Below are 21395 nucleotides of genomic sequence, written 5' to 3'. Positions count from 1 at the left end.
CTTAGAACTTGAAGTTTGCGCCGATCATGATTGTTCTGGGCCTTGGATAATAACCCACATCCACACCCGAAGAAAACCCTTCTCCGTAACCGATCTCCGGATCCATGCCTTCATATCTGGTGAAGGTGATCACATTGAGTGCGGCCGCATACAGGCGAAGTTTGCTGAGGAAGGATTTTTTTGCGATGCGGGAAAAATCATATCCGATAGTGATATTGCTGATGCGGAGGAAGTCACCATTGTGAATATAGAGATCGGAGAACTGTGTCCAGTTCCTGTTGTCTTCAGTTACACGTGGGATCCTGTTGGAGGAACCCGGACCATGCCATCTGTCCAGGATAGCGGTAGAGTAGTTGGCCTTTGCATCGGACTGATTACGCCATGATTGCACCAGTTGATTGCCGGCCACGCCATTGGCCTGGATGGCCAGGTCAAAGCCCTGGTATTCTGCAGTGACGCCGAAGCCGAAAGTGAAGTCGGGGTTGGGATCACCGATCTGTGTACGGTCCAGGTCGTTGATCACACCGTCGTTGTTGAGGTCAACGTATCGTACATCGCCAGGACCAGCATCTGGCTGGATCTTTTTTCCTCCTTTGCTGTAGGCTGCCAGTTCTGCTTCCGACTGAAACAATCCATTCGTTTTTAATCCCCAGAAATAACCAACGGGCATACCGTTCTGTGCCCGGTAGAACTCAAGCGAGTTGTTATACAGGGTATTGGTATTGCCGTGAATGATATTGTCGAGTGTGGGGATATGACCGATCCTGTTTTTGTTGTAAGCCCCGTTGGCGCTGATGGTATAACGCAGCTTGCCCACATTGCCACGCCAGGAGAGACCAAGTTCCACTCCTGTATTGCGTACATCGCCACCATTGATGAGCGGTGCATCGGCTCCGGCTGTTGCCAGCACAGGCGCTACAATGAGCCAATCCCTGGTATTTTTTACGTAGAAATCGAAGTTAATATTGAGGTTCTTCGCTACGATGGCATCAAAACCGATATTGGTCTGTTCGGAAGTTTCCCAGCTTACATCCGGGTTTCCTAACCTGCTTGGATATGCGCCAGGAGTATTGATGCCTTCCACATTCCCGAAATTATAATTGGTGAAAGCGAAGGTGATCGGAGTAAGGAACTGGTAAGCTGCCACATTCTGATTGCCCACCTGTCCCCAACTGGCACGCAGCTTTAAGAAATCAAGCCAGTTGACAGATTGCAGGAAGCTTTCGTTGCTGGCCACCCATCCGGCAGAAACGGAAGGGAAATAACCCCAGCGGTGACCGTCAGCAAATTTGCTGCTGCCATCTGCACGGATAGTGGCATTGAAGAGATATGTTTCTTTGAAATTGTATTGTAATCGTCCGTAGTAGGAGAGCAGTGCATCCTCCCAGGGCGAACCGTTGAGCGAGATATTGGTGCCATCCGTATTGGTGGCATTGGACAACCAGGCATGACGCAGGTCCGCAAAGATCAGGTCCCTGTTCTGCCCGTACATGCCACTGCCTTCGCCTTTGATGGAAGAGGTTCCTACCATCGCCTGGAAGTTATGTTCTTTGAACAGATTGAAATCATAACTCAGCTGGTTATCGAACTGAATGCTGCGGTTCCTCGACATATTCTGTGAGGCTCTGGTAAAATCATTGAAGTTATAAATACTCAGCTTGTAAACCGGGCTGAAAGAACGGCTTTCATAGGCGCTGTAATTGAGACCCAGTGCGGTTCTGTAACGGAGGCCTTTGAGTGGCTCAACTATCATATAGATGTCACCGAAGAGGCGCTGGTTATTGTTCTTGCGCTGGTTGGTATAGTACATCAGCGCGTAGGGATTGGCTTCGCCGTTGTTCCAGGTGGAATTGGTATTATTGAAGAAATTGCCCTGGTCGTCGTACATCGGTACAAAGGGGCTTACACCAAATGCGTTGCGCAGGGTGTTGTTGTAGATATTTCCCACACCGATACCCTGGTTCTTTTCATATGTAAAGGTCAGGTGCTGACCTATCTTCAGGATCTTCTGATAGAGGCTGTGTTCTGAGTTGAGGCGCAGGTTGTATCGCTCGTAGTCTGATAATCCTTTGCCTCCTACAATACCTTCCTGTGCGGTGTAGGAAATGCCCAGTGAATACACAGAGCCTGTATTGCCGCCGGTTACACCGATAGAGTGGCTTTGTGTAGGTGCATCTTTCACAAACATTTCATCCATCCAGTTGGTGTTCACGGGAAGTGAATTGATCTGGTCGGGGGTGAAGTAAGGCTGTTTATTGGAGTTCACCGCTGCTTCGTTCATGATGGTGGCATATTGCTTTGCATCCAGGAGCCTGGCTTTCCGCTCCGGGTTCTGAATGCCATAATAACCATCATAGGTAACCGAAGCGCGTTGATTGCTCCTTCCTGTTTTGGTGGTGACCAGCACCACGCCGTTGGCGGCCTGTGAACCGTAGATGGCGGCGGATGCGGCATCTTTCAGTACATCGATGGATTCAATATCTGCGGGGTTGAGGTAGGAGATATCATTGGTGTTCACTCCGTCCACTACATAGAGCGGACCGAAGTTTCCGATGGTCCCTTTTCCGCGGATGATTACATTGATGCCTGCGCCGGGTTGTCCGGATGTACTGGTGATCTGTACGCCGGGCGCTTGTCCCTGCAAGGCTTGCAGGGCATTGGTGGTGCTCTGTTTGAGAAGGTCTTCTCCTTTTACCTGCAGGTTGGCGCCGGTGACCAGTTTTTTCTTCTGGGTACCGTAACCGATCACTACAATATCATCCAGCTGGTTGATGGTAACTTCCAGTTGCACTTCAATGTCTGCGATGGTAGTGATCTTCACTTCTACCGGGCGATAGCCCACAAAGCTGACGTCAAGCAGATCTCCTGCTTTGGCATTGATGGAGAACCGGCCCTGTTCATCAGTAATGACAGTGATGTTGGAGCCCCTGATATTGACTGTTACTCCGGGAAGGGGAGAGGCATCTGATTTGGATAACACCCTTCCTCTCAGGGGAGAAGTTTGAGCCTGTGCGCTGATACTGAGCAGTAATATACCGGCAATAAGCGCCCAGGCTGAGAGTGCTGCTCTCAGCAGTTGATTACAATTTTTCATATAGAAGCGGTTGGCAGTTTTTAAATGATAGCGAAAGCGTTTGGTTATGATGGTTTAATGGTGATCGTTTTTCCGTTGTACTTTACTTCTTTGAATCGCAGCCTTGCCTGATCGATTCCGGTGGGTTTGTCAGGAGAAATGAATACCACCCTGAACGTCTTCTTTTCCCTCATGCCGTTGAACTGTCCTTTGCGTGCGCCGATGGTGAGTGCTTTGGTGGATTCGTCCCAGCTGATGGGAATATTGGAGAAATTTCCTTTTTCATAGTTGTAGTTCACATTCTCATCTTCATAGAGATCGAATTGTGCATTCAGGCCGCTGTACACAAACAGGGTGATGGTGTCTGCCGGCTTTTCATCCGTGTATTGCAGCTCTGGCCCGAAAGGCAGGATGGAACCGCCTTTCACCATAACGGGCATTCTGCCGTAAGGGGCATCGGCTGTGATCGTCTGGCCGCCGTTATAATGTTTGCCGGTGTAGAGATCATACCAGAAGGGATGCTGAGGAAGATAGATCTTCCTGCTTGTTTCTTTATAACCATATACAGGATTGATCAACAGGGATGGCCCGAACATATATTGATCTCCGATAGATGCTACTGCTGGATCTGATGGAAAGTCCATCGGCAGTCCACGCATGATGGTGTAATCATCGTGGTAGGTCTTTCCCGCAACGGAATAGATATATGGAAGTAATTTATACCTGAGTTTCTGGTAGTAAAGAATGCTTTTGTAAGCAGCATGATCATCGGGTGCAATGTTCCAGATCTCGCGGTATGGATATTGTCCGTGTGATCTGAAAAGCGGCGTGAACGCACCGAACTGGTACCAGCGTGTGAGCATCTCGCGCCATTCTTCCTGGTCTTTTTCAGTCATCTTTTCTCCCTGGTACCTGTCTTCCACCATGAAGCCTCCGATATCCATGCTCCAGTAGGGGAGGCCGGACATGGAGAAGTTGATGCCTGCCGCTATCTGCGCTTTCATATCATCCCATCTTGCTCCTATATCCCCGCTCCATACTGCCGCTGCATAACGCTGACTGCCTGCATAGGCAGAACGGGTGAGGATGAACACCCGCTTGTTGGGATCAGTATTGCGTTGACCTTCATAAATGCCTTTGGCATTCTGCAAAGGATAGGCAAGCAGGTTCTCTGCTGCAATGTAGGAGGCATTGGGAGCGATCATCTGCTCCTTTCTTTTTTCAGGTGTCACATTGGAATGGATATCGGGCTCACTGGCATCCATCCACCAGGCATCGATGCCCTTGTTGTATAATTTTTTGTTGAGCAGGTCCCAGAATGCATTGCGCGCATCTTCATTGAACGCATCATAAAAAGTGGATTTGTACCCGGTACCGATCCAGTCCTTATAACCATCCGCTATATTCCTCCTGTACAGCCATCCGTTGGCGTCGAACTTTTTGTAGGCATCAATGCCTTCATAGAATTTGGGCCATACGGAGATCATGAAGCGGGTATTGTACTTGTTGTGCAGCACGCTGATCATGCTGTCTGGATTGGGGAACCTGGTTTCATCGAAGTCCTGGCTGCCCCATTCTTTTTCGCGCCAGTAATTCCAGTCGAGCACAATATTGTCCAGCGGCACTTTACGTTCCCTGAATTCTTTCACGGTATTGAGCACTTCATCCTGTGTTTTGTATCGCTCGCGGCTCTGCCAGAAGCCCATGGCCCAGCGTGGCGCAAGCGTGGCCTTGCCGGTGATGGTCCTGTATCCAGCAATGATGGCGTCCATATTTTCGCCATACACGAAATAGTAATTGAGTTGTTTGCCTGCTTCGGAAGAGAAAGAGAAATCGTTTTTTTCTGCCTCGGGCATTGGTTCTATCCATTTGAAAGTGAGATACACTTCATTGGCTTCCGGGATCCATTCTATGCGGACAGGATATTTCTTTCCTGCTTCCATGGGAATGTCCATCACAGCAGGGGCGGGGTTCCAGGACCTCCTCCATTTATCGAGCACCAGTTTCCCACCGATCCATACTTTGATGTATCCGCCATAGGTCATACGGACCTTGTGGAGGCCGTTGAATCCGGAGGATATCTCTCCTTCCCAGCTCACCATGCCTTTCATGGAGTTGAAACCGGGAGGCAGCAGTTGTTTATAATCGTCCAGGAACGCTATATCGATGCTGTTTTCGGGGCGCTGCAACAGCACTGTTTTGCCTTCCCTGTCTTTGTAATAAGTGGCAGTGAGCCAGCCTTGTTCGCCGTTCTTTGAATAGAGTCTGAGGGCGCCGAGATCATGGTAGGGCCTGATATCACCGATGGTGGTGATGCTGTAATTGTCCCAGAGGATGCCATAGTTCTTATTGGTGAGCAGGAAGGGTACCGCCACTTCGGTATTGTTCTGAAAGAGGGTCACCTGTTGTCCGTTATAATTGAAAAGGCCTGCCTGGTGCTGGCCGAGGCCGTAGAAGGCGGTGGGCTCGCTGCCCTGGAAGCTTTGCGTGACCTGCCAGGATCGTTGTCCTTCATAGGCTACAGGCCGGAAGCTTCTGCCGCTGACCGCTTTTTCTGCGAGAAGCTTTTTGCCGTTCTGGTCGTAGAAACTGACGGTACCTGATTGCAGGACCACTTCCACCGTGAGCAGGTTGGTTTTAATGATCACTTTGTCTTTTGTGCTGGTGGTCTTCCAGTTGGGCTTGCCAGGCACAGTGATCACACTGAGGCTGGAGAAAGGGACCGGGTTTTTATCCGGACTGGCCGTAACATGAATGATATTGTCTGCAATCACCTGCACTTTTACTGCCTGTGTATTGAGGGCATATTCGGGATCGGGGTAAACGATCACACCGTCTGAAGTGATCACAAAAGAAGAAGTGTTAGCCCATGCCTGGGTCAGGAGCGTGAGTAATGCAATACTGAAGAGGAACTTTTTTCTCAGCATGACAAGCAGTTTGATTTTGTTGTTAACGAATACAAATCTAATTGCTCGCGCACTGTAGAATGGGGGTCAATCGTTCACGATTGGGGTATCAAATGTTAACTGAGCGCCGGCAGGGGCAGTGCCGGGATAAAATAGTATCAGGTACTGATACTGTTTTTCTGGTATTGGGATGGCAAAATATCAAATTCTTCCTTGAAATAGCGGGAAAAGTTTTTCGGATTGTTGAATCCTACTTCATAGGCTACTTCAGCAACGGTGAGCTGGCTCTTTGCCAGCAGCTGTGCTCCCCGCTGGATCCGCATACTGCGGATGAACTCGATGGGCGTTTTGCGGGTCAGCGCCAGAATCTTTTTATAGATCCCCACCCGGCTCATATAACAATCCCGGCTCAGGTCTTCCACCGAATAGTCTGCATTGGAAAGGTTCTTTTCCACAGCTTCCCTGGCCATTTTCATGAACTGCTCATCTGCGGAACTGATGGTCACCTGTTGCGGGCTCACTTCCATCTTCCCCAGGATACTCTTTTCCAGCACCTGCTTCTGTCCCAGTACATTCCTGATCCTGGTTTCCAGGATCTCGAAAGTGAAGGGCTTGGAGATATAATCATTGATGCCTGAGCGGTATCCTTCCAGCTGCGCCTCCTCATTATCCATGGCAGTGAGCAGAATAACAGGGATCTGTGCGGTACGGGGATCACCCTTGATACGACGGCTGAGATCGATGCCATTCATATTGGGCATCATGATATCACTGACCACCAGGTCCGGCATTAACAGTTTTACTTTCTGCCAGCCTTCCCTGCCATCGGGGGCTTCCAGCACATTGTATTTTGATTTCAGGTTGTCTTTGAGATAGAAACGGAAATCCTCATTGTCTTCCACTACTAATATGGTAACACGCCCCGCTTTCTCCACTGGCTTTGGAGTGATGGTGGTTTCCGCAATCTCCTGCGTAACAGCCGCAGGCCGGGCTTCGGGATGGATACCATTCACTTCGGGCAATGTTTTCACCGGTAGTTTGATGGTAAAGCAGGTGCCCTGGTTGGGAGCACTTTCCACTTCCACTGTTCCTTCATGCAGGCGTACGAATTCTTTGGTGATGGCCAGCCCGATGCCGCTGCCATGATTGAGCATGCTCTCCGGAACATCCAGCTGAAAGAATCGTTCGAAGATCTTTTCGTGCTGGTCGGGTGGAATGCCGATACCGCTGTCCTGCACCCTGATCACAAACTGTTGGAGTACATAACTGAAGTGAATATCGATGGCACCGTTCTGTGGTGTGTATTTAAAGGCATTGGAAAGAAGATTGAAGAGGATCTTCTCCAGTTTATCCTTATCAAACCAGGTATCCAGTGAGTCGATATCAGTATGTACGGAAAACCGGATATTTTTCTGTTCTGCGATGTCCGAGAAAGAATGGCTGATGTCTTTGCTGAAGGCCACGATATCATGAAAGCCGGGATGAAGCACAAACTGCTGCACTTCCATCTTTCTGAAATCCAGCAATTGATTGATGAGTTGCAGCAATCTTTTGGCATTGCGATGGATGAGTTGCAATTGTGTTTTCTGGGCGGGGTCATGTGCCTGCTTCAGTATCTTGTCAAGCGGTGAAAGGATCAGGCTGAGTGGTGTTCTGAATTCATGGCTCACATTGGTGAAGAACTTTGTCTTCATGGTATCGATAGCATGCATCCGGTCTGCTTCCCTGCGCTGCTGTTCCACTTCATACTTCATGCGTGTTCTTTCCACAATTATCCTGCGGGCTAAGAAGAGCAGGCCGGCAGTGGCCAGCACATACAGGAAGATGGCCCAGGGCGTGCGCCAGAAAGGGGGGAGGATCACGATATGCAAGGTCTTTTCATCGCTCCAGCTTCCTTCGTTTGTCATGGCCTTCACCCTGAAGGTATATTTACCGGGATCCAGGTTGGTATAAGTGGTCTTGCGTTGCTGTCCGTCTGTAAACAGCCAGTCCTTATTGAACCCTTCGAGCATGTACGCGTATTTGTCAACACCCACATGCGAAAAGTCAAGCGCGGCAAATTCTATGGAGAAGACATTTTCACGAAAGCGTAGCCGGATCTCGTCGATGGCATTGACAGATTGGGAGAGGAGTACACGGTTATCGATGGTGTCTCCTGCCTGCACATTTTTATTGAATACCTGGAAATTAGTGAATACCAGTTGGGGTGGGGGCTGCCGCTTGTCTTTATAATCTGCGTTGATGATATTGATGCCGTTGGGGCCACCAATGATCAGTTCACCAGAACTTGTTTTCAGTGCGGCGTTCTCGTTGAATTCTTTTCCCTGCAGGTTACTGGCCTCTTCATAATTCCTGACGCCGGTAATCAGGGAGTCCGTACCCAGCATGATATTGCTGAGGCCGTTAGGGGTGGTTACCCACAGACTGTTATGATCGTCCTGCAGAATGGTGAGGATGGTATTGTCGGCGAGACCATCACTCTGGCTGAATTTGCTGAAGAGGCCGGTTTTGGGATCGAAGCAGTTAAGGCCTTCCCGCGTACCTATCCAGATCCTCCCTTTATTGTCTTCCAGCAACGACAGTACATTGTAATTGCTCAGGTTTTGCGGGGTATTGCCCTGGCCGTAATGAGAGAGTTTATTGGTATGCGGGTTGTAAACATCGATGCCTTCAGCAGTGCCGATCCAGAGTTGTCCTTTGCTGTCTTCCATGAGGGCCATGATATAACCTGAATGGATAGCCGAAGTACCGGTATCCTTGCTTCTGAAATGCGAGAACCTGCCTGTTTTGCGGTCCAGGATATCAAGACCTTTTCCAAGCGTGCCGATCCAGAGCCGGCCTTTGCTGTCTTCCAGGATCTCCCAGACCCTGTCATCTCCCAGGCTTTCCGGGATGGAATCATTGTGGCGGTATCGTGTGAATTTCTTTCCGTCGAATTTATTGAGGCCGCCCAGGTAGGTGCCGATCCAGAGTGTTTGTTCTCGATCGATACAGAGGCTAACGATCACGTTATTGCTGATGCTGCCGGGGTCGGAAGGATTGTGCAGGTACTGCGTGAATTTGTTGGTCTGCCTGTTGAAATGAATAAGCCCGCCGCCATTGGTGCCGATCCAGATATTGCCTTTCCGGTCTTCCACAAAGCGGTTCACATCATCGTATTGCAGGCTGTGGGGCTCATTGCTGCGATGTTTGTAGTGCGCGAACTTGAGAATATTGTCGTTGTAATAACTGATGCCCTGTTTGTAAGTGCCGATCCAGATGATGCCGGAATTGTCTTTGTACAATGAGTTGATACTGTTTTGTCCGATGCTCTTATGGTTATCCGGATCACTGAGCAGGTATTGAATAGAGAAATCTTTTCCTTTGTTGATGAGGTTGATGCCGCCATGATCTGTAGCCACCCAGATTACGCCGTTATTGTCCTGGGCAACGCCCATGATGAGGTTGGTATTGAGCCGGTGGCTTTTACTGTTCTCATTGAACTGAACGATCTTCTGCTGGTTGAAATAAAAGAGTCCCCTGGGCTCTCCGGTATAGGCCCATAGATCATTATCGCGGTCAATGAAAATACTCCAGTTGTAATTGCCTTGATTCGCTGCCTTTAACATGCTTATATGCGCCACCACGCGCTCGGCTTCCGGATCTATCTTATCCAGCATGCCATTGCGATGCACCAGCCAGACAGGGCCCTCAGGACTTTCTGCCAGTCCGGTTATATCGGCTGAAGAAATTGCCGTTGGGCCTTTGCCCGGCGCATAAAGCACGGGTGGTTTACCGGGGCTCACCCTGTACACGCCTTTGTTGGCGTAGATGAACCAGAAATTGTTCCTGCTGTCTTTTTTGATGAGGGAGATAGTGCCGGTGGGCAGTTTCAGCGAGCTGAGGTATTGCCGGGTATTCCGGCTGATGTTTTCCGTATTGAGGTCTAAGATGCTCACGTCCGGCCGGGAGGTGATCCATAATTTATTGCCGGGGCATTCCCAGATGGTGCTCACATAATTGTCCACGAGCGAATTGCTGTCAGCTGTTTTGCGATAGCATTTGATGGTATAGCCATCGTACCGGTTGAGGCCGCTCATGGTGCCGAACCAGAGGAATCCGTTCCTGTCTTTAAAAATGCTGTTCACCTGGTTATTTGAGAGGCCGGAGCTCACGTCGATCCGGGAAAAAGTGTATTGCTCATACTGGGCATGGGTGATTACACAGAGGAGAAGGGAGAATGACAGCAACGTATATTTCAGCGAAAACATTTTGGTGTTTTTCTGCTCAGAGTTTGGTCTGTCAATTTACCTAAAAAAGAGGAAACATATATGTGATTTTTTGGGTGTGCCCAGTCACTCGCCGGGAGGCGAGCAACTGGGCACTGCGACATGAAATGGGGGCAGCTCACCAGATCCTTTCCAATAATCGGTTTTCTTTTTATAGATTAGCACCAGCAAAATCTGCAACATGAAAAACCCTCTGATACTGTTTTGTATCCTAAGCATGGTGAGTCTGGCTGCCGAAGCACAGGATTCAGTGCGTATCCGTCAAAACCTCCCCGATTCAACCCGCCAGTTCAGGGATACCACCGGTTTCCGTAATGATACTGCCCGTAAGAACCGCGGCTTCTCCGATCTCTTCTCAGACTCCGCCAAACTCAATAGCAGTGATTATCAGCTGGCCATCGAAAGAAGTTATGTGGCGCTGGATAATATAGACAGCAAGAGTGAGCTGGGGCTGGGAGTGAAACTGATCATTGAGCATCAGACAGATAATGACTCCGTGCTGGCCGTTTTAAAAGATAATGTGTTGAATAATGCAGGTGCCCTCAATCTGCGTAATCTCCAGGTCTTCCGTACCCTGCTGCTCAATATCCAGCGGGAGACCAGGGAGCACCGGGAATTGCTGGATAGTACTGAGAACCGCCTCAACGGCCTTCGCAATAATCTTTCAAAGCTCCGGGCAGACTCTGTATTAAGGCAGGTACAACGGGATTCCGCGCTGCGCCTGCAGTTCAGCCAGCAGTTGAAAGATATGCGGGTTAACTGGCGCAGCAGCACCAAACACCTGCGGGAAAGCATTGCCACCATCAATCTCCTGCAAACCAAAAACTCTTCCCATTCCATCACGGCATCGCAACTGCTGGAAAAAGTAAATACGTTGCTGGACACTTCCGCGTCGCGCATCTTCGGAAAAGAATACAATTACCTATGGGAGCGGGATACTTCTCACCTGGACGCCAGCGAAAGGTCCTCCTTCAGCAAAGCGTATGACGGAGAGCGGAAAGCTATCCGTTATTACTTCAAGGACAGTGGCAATAAACGCCTCTTCCTCCTGCTCATCGGCTTCGTATTCTTTTTATGGATGTACAGGAATATCAGGAAACTGAAAAAACTGAACAGCCTGCATGTATTGCAGGATCTGGATTTCAGCTACCTGCCTTCAGGTTATATCGTTTCCGCTTTCATCATCATGTTCTCCATTGCGCCGTTGTTCGATCTGCATGCGCCGTCGGCTTATATCGAATCCATGCAGTTCCTGCTGCTCATCATCCTGAGCATTATCTGCTGGAAGAAATGGCCACGTCGATTGTTCTGGAACTGGATGGTGATGGTAGTGCTCTATATCCTGTTCTCCCTGATGCATCATGCAGTGGATCCCGGGTTCGGTATCCGTCTATGGCTGATTGTGCTGAATGTGCTCAGTGTTGTATTCGGCTGGATGTTCCTGTTGCGGATGAAGGATAACCTTCAACTGAAAGGCTTCCTCCGATTTGTGATCATCCTGCATAACGTGATGAATGTGCTCAGCATCCTCTTCAATATCTGGGGCCGGTTTTCGCTGGCGCAGATCCTGGGAACGGCTGCTATCTTCAGCTTCACGCAGGCTATCGGCCTGGCAGTATTCAGCAGGATCGCTATGGAAGCCATCCTGCTGCAGATCGTTACCAGCCGTGTAAAGCGCGGCGTCACTTCACAGTTTGAGCATGAACATGTGCTCAGCGGGTTCCGTAAGCCATTGCTCTTCCTGGTGGTGGTGCTCTGGGTCATCGTATTCACTACCAATCTGAATATTTATACTTCAGTGCTCAACGGCCTGACCGAATTCCTGGATCATTCCCGGAGTATCGGGAACGCCAGCTTCACTATCGGCGGTGTGCTGCTCTTCTTCATGATCATCTGGATTGCGCACCTGCTGCAGAAGTATGTGGGTTATTTCTTCGGAGATACGGGCGGCGATGATGAAGTGCATAACAAGAGTCAGCGCTCCAGGCTGCTGATCGCAAGACTGATCTTGCTTTGTCTCGGTTACCTGTTGGCGGTAGCCGCTTCCGGAGTGCCTGTTGATAAGATCACCATTGTGCTTGGTGCGCTGGGTGTTGGTATCGGTCTGGGTTTACAGAATATCGTGAACAACTTCGTATCAGGTATCATCCTCATTTTCGACAGGCCGCTGCAGATCGGCGATTCGGTGGAAGTGGGGGATAAGACAGGGCGTGTGCGTGAGATCGGTCTTCGTTCCAGTACCCTGATGACACCTGATGGTGCGGAAGTGATCATCCCGAATGGTGATATCCTGGGGCAGCAGATCGTGAACTATACACTCAGCAATAACCAGATCCGGCTGGAGATGGAACTGAGTGTGAGTGGCAGTAAGGATATGGAAGTGGTATCCTCAGCGATCAGGGATGCTATCCGTTCTTCCAGATTCATTTTTGAAAACAGGGAGCCGCAGATCCTCTTCACAAAAGTGAATGAGAATGGGTATGATGTAAAAGCATATTTCTGGTGCGCCGATGTTTTCAAATCAGAAGAAGCGAAGAGCGATGTGCTGATCTTGCTGCATCAGCAATTGAACCAGAAGAATCTCAGCATCGATTAAATTCACCTTAATAATGAAGGCCGGTATTTCTCTTTATCAGGGATACCGGCCTTTTTAGTTAGATTTGTAATTCCTCCCTTTTCCTTTACTGTAGGATACTTATGCGCGGCAGCGTATTTGCATGAAACAATCAAGTATTCACCAAACAGTATACTTATGCGCCGTATTCTTCTGACAGTAATTGCAGCCAGTGCCATTGTTTTTTCAGCCAATGCACAATTGAACAGGAAAGGATTTTATTTTAAAGTGGCCGGTGGTTATTTCTTCAGTGTGTCGCCCGGGCAATTTCCGGATGTGGGGCCATATCCTCCGCGTGATGAGCATGTAGCTGTGAACCCGAATAATGGAAATACAACTGTACTTCGTGAGAAAGTGCTCACCGGATCCTATGGAGAAGGCATCCGCGGTGGTGCCAGTCTTGGGTATGTGATCAACCAGTATATCTCTGTTGAGCTTACTGCCAACTATTACAGCAGTAAAAAGAACCTGATGACCAGGAGCCTCACCACTATTCAGAATACAGAAACGGAGGTGGGAAAGATCGAGTCGAAAGGGTACGTGCAGGCCGTTGATGTGGCGCCCAGTATTGTGATCAGTCCGGGTTATGATAAATTCAATCCCTACGTGCGTTTCGGATTTGTGGTGCCGGTATGGGGCAGGCTGTATATTGAAACGGATGCCAGTCGCACCAGCGCGGTAGCCGGACAGCCTTCATTTGTGCAGGCTAAAACAATGATCAGTCGTAAGGAAGAGATCGAGCCGAGCCCTACCATCGGATTTCAGGGTGCTTTAGGTGTCACCTATGCTATCAATAACCGGCTGGGCATCTTCCTGGAAGCCGAGTACCGCAATGTTCCCGTGAAGAGCAAAAGCAAAGTAGTGACCAGCTACCGCGAGAATACGAAGATCATCAATACCAATACCGGGCAGCAGGTAGGGACAGATATCAACCGCGGTCTGGATGATCTCAGTGTGGCGGAACGCAATACGGATTATGTGACCACACTGGATCAGAATTCCAATACTCCAACCGGTACCAGTGGCACTACCACCAACTATAAGAACAACAACGCACCTGCCAATGACCTTAAGTCATATATCAATATCGGTGGGCTGGGAGCAAACCTGGGATTGAGGATCAGACTGTAAGGCCCCGCAAGAGGTTGTTTGTATGCAGGAAAACCTCACCCGTAGGTTTTTTTCCGGCGGCAGGATATTTTTTCCGATTTTTAAGGATACATGAAAAGATTCCTGCTCCATTTTATTTTCTGGTTTGTATATACACTGCAGGCAACCCTGCTGGAAATGGTATGGATGGAACCTATGCTGCATGAATTCTCTCAATGGCAGCAGTGGTGGATCTCTGTGCATATCATGATGGCACTGAACATTCCCAAGCTGCTCCTGGCTTATTTTGTGATGTATGTAACGGTCAACCGTGTAATACAGGAAAAAGGAAAGTTCTGGAACAATATCGCTGTTGCAGCTGTAGCATCACTGGTTTCCGTTGTGTTATACCGTGTTATTTTCAATTACTATGTGATTCCCTATGCCATTTACAACCTGGCTCCGCAACGCCCGCTATTCGATATCAGCCGGACGCTTTTTGCTGTGATCGATATTGGATTTGCTGCAGGAGCTGCCGTGGCCCTGCGTTTGGGCCGCATCCAACTGGCAGCGAAAGAGCGGGAGAAAATACTCCTGCGCGAAAAACATACTACCGAGCTCAAGTACCTGCGCAACCAGACCAACCCACATTTCCTTTTCAATACGCTCAATAATATCTATGCGCTGGCGCGAAAAAAATCCGAAGACACCGCCGAAGTGGTGATGAAGCTTTCCAAGCTGCTTCGCTTCATGCTTTATGAAAGCAATAAGGATTTCATTCCGCTTACGGAAGAACTGCGTATGCTGGATGATTACCTGGAACTGGAGAAGATCCGGTACAGTGACCGGCTCACCATCACCTTTTACAAAGAAACAGACAGTGAAACACAACAGGTAGCGCCGCTGTTGCTACTGCCTTTCGTGGAGAACGCCTTCAAACATGGAGTCAGCGAAACCCGGTTCGATTCCTATGTGGATATTGCGCTGACGCTGAAGAATGGCCAGCTGAGTTTTACCATCGAGAATACCAAAGAAGACAATGGCAGGGACAAGGTCACAGACAGCATCGGTCTCAGCAATGTGCGCCGCCAGCTGGAACTGATGTATGCGCATCATACACTGGAAGTTTACAACCAACCCGATACTTTCAAAGTACAGCTCACCATTAACCTGAACAGTCATGCAAACCTATCGTTGTATCATAGTGGAAGATGAGCCGCTGGCTGCTGAAGTGCTGCGGGATTATGTGGAGCAGATCCCCTTTCTGCAACTCAAAGGCATTTGTAACGACGCCATATTTGCATTGGAATTATTGCAGAATGAATCCATCGATCTCATCTTCCTGGATATTCATTTGCCGAAACTGAAGGGACTGGATTTTCTGAAATCGTTGAAACACCCGCCAGCAGTGATCATTACGAGCGCTTACCAGGAATATGCATTGCAGGGGTATGAGCACAATGTGGTTGACTACCTGCTGAAACCTATAGAGTTCAGCCGTTTTCTCATGGCTGTGAATAAACTCAAAGTTCAGCAGGAACCCAGGCAGGCCGGTGTGGAAGCAACGGTTGCAGCCCCCGCAAGAACATACTTCTTCTTCAATGTGAGCAAGAAGAGAGTGAAAGTGTATCTCGATGAAATGCTCTATATAGAAAGCCTCAAAGAATATATCCGAATCACCACTAAAGGGAAGACTATCCTCACTAAATTTCAATTAGGCCAGATCGAAGAACTGCTGGCCAGGAATAATTTCCTGCGCGTACACCGGTCCTTCATCGTAGCCAAGGATAAGATCGATGCATTCACGGCCACTGATGTGGAAGTGAGCGGAAAGCTCATTCCGATCGGCAGGAGCTACAAGGAACTGGTGTTGCGGGAACTGGAACAGGGATGAAACCTGTTATCCATATACCATGAAAGGTAGTTGGTCGATTTGCAGGATCAGGGTTTGCGTTATGGGATAACTTTAAAGAAACCCAAAAGTATGTCAACCATCGCAACACCTTCGCCTGTACACTCAGCCAGCGGATCCCTGCTGAAAGCCATCTTGATGGCAACACTGTTGGCAGGTACACTGGATATCATTGCAGCCATTACGGTTAATGGACTTGTTTCCGGTACTTTCAAACCCATCCGGATCTTACAGGGTATTGCCAGCGGAGCCATCGGCAGAACTGCCTTTGAGGGCGGAATAGGGATGGCGGTTGTGGGGCTGGTATTCCACTATTGCTTTGCGTTGATGTTTGCTACCGTTTACTTCCTCCTGTATCCATATCTTCCATTCCTTCAAAAGTTTCCAATACTCTGGGGGCTGGCCTATGGCCTTGTTGCCTGGGCAATCATGAACGGGCTTGTGATCCCGCTGTCGAAGCTCACACCACCACCATTCGATTTTTCCAAAGCGCTCATCAATATAGTGATACTCATGTTCATGATCGGACTGCCAATTGCTTTCCTCGCCCGCAAATATTACAGTAATAAGTTATAGCCTGCGTATATCCCAAAGACTGACATTCAATCCATTAAAAAATTTATTCCGGTGTTTTCAGCACTGGAATAAGGCGTGTATACAACTACCCACTAAATGCAAAAACTGAACTGAGTGTTTGGCAATACAATTGTAACGGATATCATTATTCAACTAAATGATAATCCATGAAACAGCTCATATCGGGGATGGTTGCCCTGCTGGTGATATTCACGGCAGCGTCCTGCAGCAGTACAGAACTGCTCAGTTCCTGGAAGGCAGAGAATGCCAACCTCAATACCTACAATAAAGTGCTGGTGGTAGGGCTTACGGGCTCGAAGGACCGGTCCATCCGCGACAATATTGAAATGGCAATGGTGAATTCACTAAAAACTAATAATATCAACGCCGTGGCAGGCTCGGAAACCTATGGCCCCAAGGCCTTCGAGAAGCTGAGTGACGATGAAGTGGTGAGCAAAGTGAAGAGCGACGGTTATGATGGCATCGTTATCCTGGCGCTGCTGGATAAGGAGAAAGAAAAATACTATACGCCGGGCCGCGTCAATTACACGCCATATTATACATATTACAGCCGTTACTGGCGCTCCTGGAGAACCATGTATAACCGCGTGTATGAGCCAGGCTATTACACCAATACCACCAATTACACACTGGAAGCAAACCTCTATAATGTAGGGCAGGACAGGCTGGAGTATTCAGCGCAGACCCGATCGTTCGATCCCTCCAACGCATCCACGCTGGCTGCCGGCTTTACCAAAACCGTAGTGAGTGATATGGTGAAGAAGGGGGTGATCCCCGGCAAATAATAGCTCAAACTATTTAGCTGCAACTGTTGTTATCTGTCTGTACAAATGAAATGATATGGACCTGAAATTGACAAACAAAAAGGCGCTGATCACCGGCTCAACAGCCGGGATCGGATTTGCCACAGCTAAACTGATGTTGCAGGAAGGTGCAGATGTGGTGATCAATGGAAGAAGCAAAGAGCGGGTAGACAAAGCAGTAGAACAGTTGAAGGAGTTGGTGCCCGGTGGTAAGATCAGCGGCATTGCTGCGGATTTCTCAAAAGTGAATGAGGTAGACGCGTTGCTGAAGCAATTGCCGGAAGTGGATATCCTCATCAATAATGTTTCCATTTTCGAGCCTAAGCCTTTTATGGAGATCCCTGATGAAGACTGGCTCCGCTTCTATGAGATCAATGTGATGAGCGGAGTGAGGCTGAGCCGTCATTATGTGAAACCGATGCTGGCGAAGAACTGGGGAAGGATCATTTTCATTTCCAGTGAATCGGCCATCAATATCCCTGAAGAAATGGTGCATTATGGTATGACCAAAACGGCGCAGCTGGCTGTCAGCCGTGGTTTGGCCGAATATACCAAAGGCACCAATGTGACGGTGAATTCAGTACTGCCCGGTCCAACCATGTCGGAAGGTGTGGGTGGTTTTATGCAGGATCTCGCTGACGCACAGCAGACCAGTGTTCAGGAAATTGAAAAGAACTTCTTCAAAGATGCACGTCCCAGCTCTCTGCTGCAAAGATTTACCGCAGTAGATGAAATAGCCAGTATGATCGTGTATGTTTCCAGCCCTTTAGCATCCGCCACTAATGGCGCATCACTGCGCGCCGACGGCGGTGTGCTCAAAACCATCTTCTGATCTTTTTCGATAAATGTGAATAAAAGCCTTGTCCAAACAGGGCTTTTATTCATTTTTGGTATCATTCTTGCAAAAATTTCAGCGACAGATTTCTTACTCCCTCACCGTACACTGAATAAAAAAAGAATTAGCTGGACACGGCGCAGACTTCTATTGATGGAATAATTCTACGTAAAATTTTCAACTGATGATATTACTGCTCGTATCGCTCTACGAGTTCAAACAGTTTTTGCAAATTGTATTATGGATTGCTGTGCCATTAACTGTTATAGCCGTAGGAATGACAATCTATCTGCATTATCGCCGCCGTAAAAAGTTGCCTGATAATGATGTTTCCCATCCATTGGATACCTCTGGCTGGAAGCTTGCCATGGCAGGCAGTTCTGATCCTTCAGATCCCGTTCCTGCTGCACCGCAGGTGCTGCCCGACTGGCTTGCCAGTTCCAACCCGGAGAATACCACCCTGCTTAAAAAGTATGAAGCTGAAGTAAGGAAGTACCGGGAAGATTATGCCATCCTCAAAGAAGATTATAAAGATCTGGAATACAAATACGAAGACCTCCGCAACAAGGCGTACAACGGAAAACAGCACCAGTCTGAGAATGAGAAGCCGCTCACTGAGGCGGAACGTGATAAACTGCAACAGCAGGTCCGTGATGCAGAACAGGCTGTAGTACATGCCAAAGCGGAGATTGAAAAATTGCAGACCTGCTTCTCGCAACAGGTGGAAGAAATGGGCTCACAACACCGGGAAGAGAAGGAGCAACTGGTGAACGAGCTGGCAGCCCTTCGCGCAGCGCATGAACAGTTGCAGCAGCATTTTGCTGCACTGGAGCAATCTTCTGCAAACCCTGATAAGAACAATGAAAAACCCGTGATAGCTGCTGCAGAAAGCAATGGCATCGATCTGCAACGCATTGCAGTTTTAGAAGAGTTGCTGGCAAAGGCAGAAGAAGAAAACAACCAGTTGAAGAACAGGGTAAATGAAGGTGAATACCTGCAGGACCTGGCTTCAGAAAAGAAGTTGCAGGTGGAATTCCTGCAACAGCAACTTGATCAGCGGATCAAAACTTTCCACCAGCTGGAAAGGAAGGCTGATGAAGCAGCTACACATCTCCGTGAGATGAAAGATAAAAGCGAAAAATTCGAATACCGCATACAGGTCCTCTCAGAAGAGCTGGCAGAAAAGAAACAGGAAGCGGCTAAGATCCATGAAGAGGCCACCGAATGGCAGGCCACTGCACTGATCAGCCAGCAGGAACAACAATTACAGCAGCAAAAGATAGAGGAGAAGACCCTGCAGGTGAATCAGCTGGAAAGCAGCCTCCGCGATATGCAGGAAGAACATGCAACACTCCGCACAGATATAGATGCCCGTCAGCAGACGATGGAAACATTGAAAGCTGATCTGCAGAAAGAACAGCAGAAGGCAAAAGAACTGGAGAGCAAACTGGAGCTCAGCAGTAACCTGCTGGTGCGGATCTACAGTGAGCTGGCCAGATCGCTCAATGCCGGTTGGATGCAATGGCAGCAAGGGCAGGCGCCCCTTGAACTGGCGGAAGTGGAGCCTGTTTCTGCAGAAGCTTCAAAAGAAACGGCCTGATCATTTCCATATTCTTGACCGCTGTACTCGTCCTGTTTCAATGCTGCGCCGGTGTTGAAGGACTACTGTAAACGCTTATCCTGGAACCGCTCACACCTTATCCTTTTCCTGAGCAAGGCTTGTAAAATTCCTGATAGTAGCCCAACCTGTGCCCTGGTCATTTATGTCAGGGTGCAGGTTTTTCTTTTACTGGTTTTCTTCATACAGCTCCTCGGGAACAACAACTTCTTCCTTCACTGCCTGCACAAACTCCTGTCCGCAATCATCACACTCCTGCCTGAGCCTTTGCTCTGCGTTTTTACAGCAGTTGGCCAATAGTACAATGGCACTCATTACAAGCGAAAATTTCAACATACGGCTTAGAGTATCTCAGGGGTTAACTGAAATTCTGGTTGTTGGGATACCCTAAAAATAAGGCTGATTTTTTTGAATTACCAACATCGATGATCAACCTGCAGTTACTTTGATTTGTATCAATATATCAACGCATATACATCGAAGATGAATGATAAATCCTGCTTCTGAAACACATAATAATTGTTGCAGTTGCAAGCAACGGAAACAGAAGCGGGGGTGTCAGATGAGCAAATGATTTTTTATGACCAAACTGCTGTATGTATGCCTTGCCTTTACGCTCATGGCATTTCAATGTAATAAACGCAATGGGGACGCGGAAGCTGAGAGGCTCGCGGGCAAATGGAAAATGACTGAATACTGGTACAGTCCTGCCGGCCCGCTTGTGTACGCACCTGCTCCATCTGATAACCTGATCGTAGAATTCGGCACAGGCGGTGAGTTCTCTTCCAATGCTGAAACCTATCCTGGATATGCGGAATACACAATGTACCATCTTGAAAATGATAAAGAGCTTTACCTGCTAAAACCAGGACTGGCGGATAAAATGAATCTGATGTACACGGTTGATAAAGATACATTGCGTTTATACGGAAGATGTATAGAAGGATGTGGTCAGAAATATATTCGTATAAAATAGTTCCGGATTTTCTTTTTGCTATAGTTCACACCTGCGAAACGGTCCGGCCGGCGCAGGTTTTTTATTTCGGTTATTTTCTGAAACCAACCGGCGTTATCGTCTTCTGTAAATTCCTGATAGCTGCCAGATCATCAGCATCTCCCAGAATCTCATCCACCAGTCCGTATTCTTTTGCTTCTTCTGCATTCATGAATTTATCACGGCGGTACATCGCTTCAATTTCTTCATAAGCATGCCCTGTATTTTTCGCTATTACATAAAATAACTGGTCCTGTAATCTTTCCTGTTCCTGGTACGCAATGCGAACATCTTCCGTATATCCTTTGGCGCCGCCGCCCGCAGGATGCATGTGTACTGTGGCATGGGGAAGGGCATAACGCTGTCCTTTTGCGCCCGCTGTCAGCAATACCGTTCCCATGCTGCCACTGAAACCCACAGCAATAGTGCTTACGGGCGACTTCAGGATCTTCATGGTGTCATAGATGGCAAAACCCGCATAGATCACACCACCCGGAGAGTGGATGTACAAACTGATGGGCTGATGACTTTCACTGTCGAGATACAGCAGCTGCGCCACTATCAGGTTGGCTACCGAGTCGTCGATGGCAGTGCCGAGGAAAATGATTCTTTCCTTCAGCAAAAGGCTGTAGATATCATAGGCGCCACGCGTGGTGGTGTCTATGACCGTTGGTATGAGCGGCATA

Annotated in this window: 14 protein-coding genes; 9 read left to right on the top strand and 5 right to left on the bottom strand. The window is 48.5% G+C overall.

Translation table 11 applies throughout. The annotated features are described in order from the left end of the window. Position 1: 1 nt before the first annotated feature. From ACTHMC_RS16885 to ACTHMC_RS16875, 3 genes are all read right to left on the bottom strand, one after another. On the bottom strand, positions 2-3094 hold the full coding sequence (locus ACTHMC_RS16885; RefSeq protein WP_440414791.1) for a SusC/RagA family TonB-linked outer membrane protein: 3093 nt from the start codon (positions 3092-3094) through the stop codon (positions 2-4). 44 nt (positions 3095-3138) lie between these two features. Continuing rightward, positions 3139-6000, bottom strand: coding sequence for a TIM-barrel domain-containing protein (locus ACTHMC_RS16880; RefSeq protein ID WP_440414789.1), 2862 nt, complete (start codon positions 5998-6000; stop codon positions 3139-3141). A 137-nt stretch (positions 6001-6137) separates the two neighbouring features. Continuing rightward, the gene (locus ACTHMC_RS16875) at positions 6138-10229 is read right to left on the bottom strand and encodes a hybrid sensor histidine kinase/response regulator transcription factor (protein ID WP_440414788.1); all 4092 of its coding nucleotides are present in this window, start codon (positions 10227-10229) and stop codon (positions 6138-6140) included. 199 nt (positions 10230-10428) lie between these two features. Between ACTHMC_RS16875 and ACTHMC_RS16870 the strand changes: the two genes are divergently transcribed. The 8 genes from ACTHMC_RS16870 (at position 10429) to ACTHMC_RS16835 (ending at position 19697) form a co-directional block, all read left to right on the top strand. Continuing rightward, positions 10429-12843: a mechanosensitive ion channel domain-containing protein gene (locus ACTHMC_RS16870; RefSeq protein WP_440414787.1), complete on the top strand. Its 2415-nt coding sequence runs from the start codon at positions 10429-10431 to the stop codon at positions 12841-12843. Between the two features lie 156 nt (positions 12844-12999). Beyond that, on the top strand, positions 13000-13992 hold the full coding sequence (locus tag ACTHMC_RS16865; RefSeq protein ID WP_440414785.1) for an outer membrane beta-barrel protein: 993 nt from the start codon (positions 13000-13002) through the stop codon (positions 13990-13992). A gap of 90 nt (positions 13993-14082) precedes the next feature. After that, positions 14083-15165 carry a sensor histidine kinase gene (locus ACTHMC_RS16860; RefSeq protein WP_440414784.1) on the top strand — a complete coding sequence of 361 codons (1083 nt, stop codon included), beginning with the start codon at positions 14083-14085 and terminating at the stop codon, positions 15163-15165. Continuing rightward, complete coding sequence (locus ACTHMC_RS16855) at positions 15131-15844, top strand: LytR/AlgR family response regulator transcription factor (RefSeq protein ID WP_440414783.1); 714 nt, start codon at positions 15131-15133, stop codon at positions 15842-15844. The genes ACTHMC_RS16860 and ACTHMC_RS16855 overlap by 35 nt, the downstream gene beginning before the upstream one ends. Positions 15845-15934: 90 nt before the next feature. After that, positions 15935-16438, top strand: coding sequence for a DUF1440 domain-containing protein (locus ACTHMC_RS16850; RefSeq protein ID WP_440414781.1), 504 nt, complete (start codon positions 15935-15937; stop codon positions 16436-16438). 167 nt (positions 16439-16605) lie between these two features. Beyond that, positions 16606-17244: a hypothetical protein gene (locus tag ACTHMC_RS16845; protein WP_440414779.1), complete on the top strand. Its 639-nt coding sequence runs from the start codon at positions 16606-16608 to the stop codon at positions 17242-17244. Between the two features lie 55 nt (positions 17245-17299). Then, on the top strand, positions 17300-18094 hold the full coding sequence (locus tag ACTHMC_RS16840) for an SDR family NAD(P)-dependent oxidoreductase (RefSeq protein WP_440414777.1): 795 nt from the start codon (positions 17300-17302) through the stop codon (positions 18092-18094). 187 nt (positions 18095-18281) lie between these two features. Beyond that, entirely contained in the window at positions 18282-19697 is a 1416-nt protein-coding gene (locus tag ACTHMC_RS16835) for a hypothetical protein (RefSeq protein WP_440414776.1), read from the top strand. 186 nt (positions 19698-19883) lie between these two features. Here the strand turns inward: ACTHMC_RS16835 and ACTHMC_RS16830 are convergent, their stop codons facing one another. Next, positions 19884-20051, bottom strand: a complete 168-nt coding sequence (locus tag ACTHMC_RS16830) for a hypothetical protein (RefSeq protein WP_440414774.1) — start codon at positions 20049-20051, stop codon at positions 19884-19886. 244 nt (positions 20052-20295) lie between these two features. Here ACTHMC_RS16830 and ACTHMC_RS16825 point away from each other — a divergent pair, with 244 nt between their 5' ends. After that, on the top strand, positions 20296-20691 hold the full coding sequence (locus ACTHMC_RS16825; protein WP_440414773.1) for a hypothetical protein: 396 nt from the start codon (positions 20296-20298) through the stop codon (positions 20689-20691). A 70-nt stretch (positions 20692-20761) separates the two neighbouring features. Here ACTHMC_RS16825 and ACTHMC_RS16820 read toward each other — a convergent pair whose 3' ends face one another. Further along, a complete protein-coding gene (locus tag ACTHMC_RS16820) occupies positions 20762-21394 on the bottom strand; it encodes an ATP-dependent Clp protease proteolytic subunit (protein ID WP_440414772.1) in 633 nt (210 codons plus the stop codon). Between the last annotated feature and the right edge of the window lies 1 nt (position 21395).

The organism is Pseudobacter sp. (assembly GCF_051955275.1).
In the GTDB taxonomy this organism is placed as follows: domain Bacteria; phylum Bacteroidota; class Bacteroidia; order Chitinophagales; family Chitinophagaceae; genus Pseudobacter.
This window is presented reverse-complemented; position numbering and strand designations above follow the sequence as displayed.

Excerpts from the sequence above, each read along its gene's own strand:
- ACTHMC_RS16835 (WP_440414776.1), top strand. The coding sequence starts at position 18,282 with ATGATATTACTGCTCGTATCGCTCTACGAGTTCAAACAGTTTTTGCAA.
- ACTHMC_RS16845 (WP_440414779.1), top strand. The coding sequence starts at position 16,606 with ATGAAACAGCTCATATCGGGGATGGTTGCCCTGCTGGTGATATTCACG.
- ACTHMC_RS16850 (WP_440414781.1), top strand. The coding sequence starts at position 15,935 with ATGTCAACCATCGCAACACCTTCGCCTGTACACTCAGCCAGCGGATCC.
- ACTHMC_RS16830 (WP_440414774.1), bottom strand. The coding sequence starts at position 20,051 with ATGTTGAAATTTTCGCTTGTAATGAGTGCCATTGTACTATTGGCCAAC.
- ACTHMC_RS16855 (WP_440414783.1), top strand. The coding sequence starts at position 15,131 with ATGCAAACCTATCGTTGTATCATAGTGGAAGATGAGCCGCTGGCTGCT.
- ACTHMC_RS16840 (WP_440414777.1), top strand. The coding sequence starts at position 17,300 with ATGGACCTGAAATTGACAAACAAAAAGGCGCTGATCACCGGCTCAACA.
- ACTHMC_RS16865 (WP_440414785.1), top strand. The coding sequence starts at position 13,000 with ATGCGCCGTATTCTTCTGACAGTAATTGCAGCCAGTGCCATTGTTTTT.
- ACTHMC_RS16820 (WP_440414772.1), bottom strand. The coding sequence starts at position 21,394 with ATGCCGCTCATACCAACGGTCATAGACACCACCACGCGTGGCGCCTAT.
- ACTHMC_RS16880 (WP_440414789.1), bottom strand. The coding sequence starts at position 6,000 with ATGCTGAGAAAAAAGTTCCTCTTCAGTATTGCATTACTCACGCTCCTG.
- ACTHMC_RS16875 (WP_440414788.1), bottom strand. The coding sequence starts at position 10,229 with ATGTTTTCGCTGAAATATACGTTGCTGTCATTCTCCCTTCTCCTCTGT.
- ACTHMC_RS16870 (WP_440414787.1), top strand. The coding sequence starts at position 10,429 with ATGAAAAACCCTCTGATACTGTTTTGTATCCTAAGCATGGTGAGTCTG.
- ACTHMC_RS16885 (WP_440414791.1), bottom strand. The coding sequence starts at position 3,094 with ATGAAAAATTGTAATCAACTGCTGAGAGCAGCACTCTCAGCCTGGGCG.
- ACTHMC_RS16825 (WP_440414773.1), top strand. The coding sequence starts at position 20,296 with ATGACCAAACTGCTGTATGTATGCCTTGCCTTTACGCTCATGGCATTT.
- ACTHMC_RS16860 (WP_440414784.1), top strand. The coding sequence starts at position 14,083 with ATGAAAAGATTCCTGCTCCATTTTATTTTCTGGTTTGTATATACACTG.